This window comes from Variovorax sp. 20P10.2.4, from assembly GCF_058244205.1.
In genome coordinates, this window is record NZ_JBZAYE010000870.1 from 1 (window position 1) to 2492 (window position 2492).

Here is a 2492-nt window from a genome sequence, read left to right on the forward strand (position 1 = left end):
GCATGCCGACGACCGCTTCGCGCGCGACTGGGCCACCTTCGATCCGGTGCGCCGCGGCGAGCTCATCGGCACGCGGCACGACGGCACGCCCGTGACCGCGCCCGATGACGGCTGCATCGTGTTCCCCAACGCGCTCGCGCTGCCGGACACCGAGTGGTTCTACTTCGCGCGGCCCAGCGAACGGCGGCTCGACGGCACGGCCTGAGCGCCAGGAATACACGGCGCGCCGTCGCGTTCCTACATCCGCGGCCCTGGGCGAGCACGACCATGGCGGACCAAGGAAACCAACCATGGCCGCTGCCCGCAAGCAATCCACGCCGCGCATCACCCATGCCGACCGCCTCGTCGACGCGAAGAGCGGCATCACCAAGGGCGAGCTCGCCGCCTACTACGCGCGCGTCGCGCCGCTGATGCTGCAGCACCTGCGCGGCCGGCCGGTGGCGCTGGTGCGCGCGCCCGACGGCATCGCGGGCGAGCTGTTCTTCCAGAAGCATGCGCAGCACGGCGAGATGGCCGGCGTGGGCCTGCTCGACCCGGCGCTCGATCCCGGCCACGAGCCGCTGCTGCAGATCGACACGGCCGAGGGCCTGCTCGGTGCCGCGCAGTTCAATGTGGTGGAGTTCCACACCTGGAACGCGCTCTCGCGCGCCTTCGGCCAGCCCGACCGCATGACCTTCGACCTCGACCCCGGCGAGGGCGTGGAATGGCCGCGCATGCAGGAGGCCGCGCTGCTGGTGCGCACCCTGCTCGACGAGCTCGGGCTGCCGTCCTTCCTCAAGACCAGCGGCGGCAAGGGCCTGCACGTGGTGGTGCCGATCCGGCGCGCGCATGGGTGGGAGGAGGTCAAGGGCTTCTCGCAGGCCATCGTGCAGCAGCTCGCGCGCAGCGTGCCCGAGCGCATCGTCGCCAAGAGCGGGCCGCGCAACCGCGTCGGCAAGATCTTTGCCGACTACCTGCGCAACGGCTTCGGCGCCACCACCATCAGCGCCTGGTCGGCGCGCGCGCGACCGGGCCTTGGCGTGTCGGTGCCGCTGGATTGGGACGAGCTGTTCGAGGTCGAGTCCTCCGACCACTGGACCGTGGCGACCATCGCCGAGCGGCTCGACATCGGCAATGCGCCGTGGGCCGCGATGGAGCGCAGTCGCAAGGGGCTCGGCGACGCGATGCGCAGGCTCGGCTACCTGGTGAACTGAACGCTCCCGTCCTCCGCGGACGGCCGGTCGCGATCGCGCGACATCGCATCGAATCCATCGATGTGTAACTCCCATTCCATCGATTGGGCAAATGAACAGGTACTCCTAAAGTCCCCGTCCACGAGCCACCCACGATGAAATGCGGCGCTTCCCGCGGCGCCGGCCGGAGACAAGAAACACCATGGAGCGATCCTTCGCCGAAGAAGTCAAGCGCCTCTCGCTGGGCGCGAACGAGGAATTCCACGGCGAGGGCATCCTGGCCGTCACCAAGGCCCTGCTGCAATCGGGCGTGAGCTACATCGGCGGCTACCAGGGCGCGCCGGTCTCGCACCTGATCGACGTGCTCGGCGATGCGCGCGAGCTGCTCGACGAGCTCGGCATCTATTTCGAGAACAGCGCCTCCGAGGCTGGCGCGGCCGCGATGCTCGGCGCCTCCATCAACTACCCGGTGCGCGGCGCCGTTACGTGGAAGTCCACGGTCGGCACCAACGTCGCATCCGATGCGCTGTCCAACCTCGCCTCGGCCGGCGTGCAGGGCGGCGCGCTGGTGATCCTCGGCGAGGACTACGGCGAGGGCTCGAGCATCATCCAGGAGCGCACGCACGCCTTCGCGATGAAGTCGCAGATGTGGCTGCTCGATCCGCGGCCCAACCTGGGCTCGATCGTCGACGCGGTGGAGCACGGCTTCGAGCTCTCCGAGGCGAGCCAGACGCCCGTCATGCTGCAGCTGCGCATCCGCGCCTGCCACGTGCACGGCAGCTTCGTCTGCAAGGACAACCGCGCGCCGGCCATCTCCACGCGCGAGGCCATTGCGCAGCCGCGCTTCGACTTCGCCAACATCAACCTGCCGCCCTCGATCTACGCGCAGGAGCGCATGAAGATCGAGTCGCGCTGGCCGGCCGCGCTGGCCTACATCCGCGACGCGCGGCTCAACGAGCGCTTCGACGGCGACTGCGCCGACGTCGGCCTGGTGCTGCCGGGCGGCCTCTACAACGGCACCCTGCGCGCGCTGCAGCAACTCGGCCTGGCCGATGCCTTCGGCAACAGCCGCATTCCGCTGCAGGTGCTCAACGTGGTCTACCCGATGGTGCCCGACGAGCTCATCGACTTCTGCCGCGGCAAGCGCGCGGTGCTGATGGTGGAAGAGGGCCAGCCCAACTACATGGAGGACGCGCTGCACGCGACGCTGCGCAAGGCCGGCTGCGATACGCGGCTGCACGGCAAGGACATCTTCCCGATGGCCGGCGAGTACACCGGCGAGGTGCTGGTGCGCGGCCTGGCCGAGTTCATCCGCCAGGC

At 69.6% G+C, this 2492-nt stretch carries 1 protein-coding gene and 2 pseudogenes; all 3 read left to right on the plus strand.

Going from position 1 to position 2492, the window contains the following annotated elements; genetic code table 11:
• A pseudogene (locus AC27VN_RS38730) lies at window positions 1-205 on the plus strand (succinylglutamate desuccinylase); the annotation flags it as partial.
• Window positions 206-290: 85 nt separating this feature from the next.
• Window positions 291-1193, plus strand: a complete 903-nt coding sequence (gene ligD / locus AC27VN_RS38735) for a non-homologous end-joining DNA ligase (protein WP_490880107.1) — start codon at window positions 291-293, stop codon at window positions 1191-1193.
• A gap of 181 nt (window positions 1194-1374) precedes the next feature.
• A pseudogene (locus AC27VN_RS38740) lies at window positions 1375-2492 on the plus strand (indolepyruvate ferredoxin oxidoreductase); the annotation flags it as partial.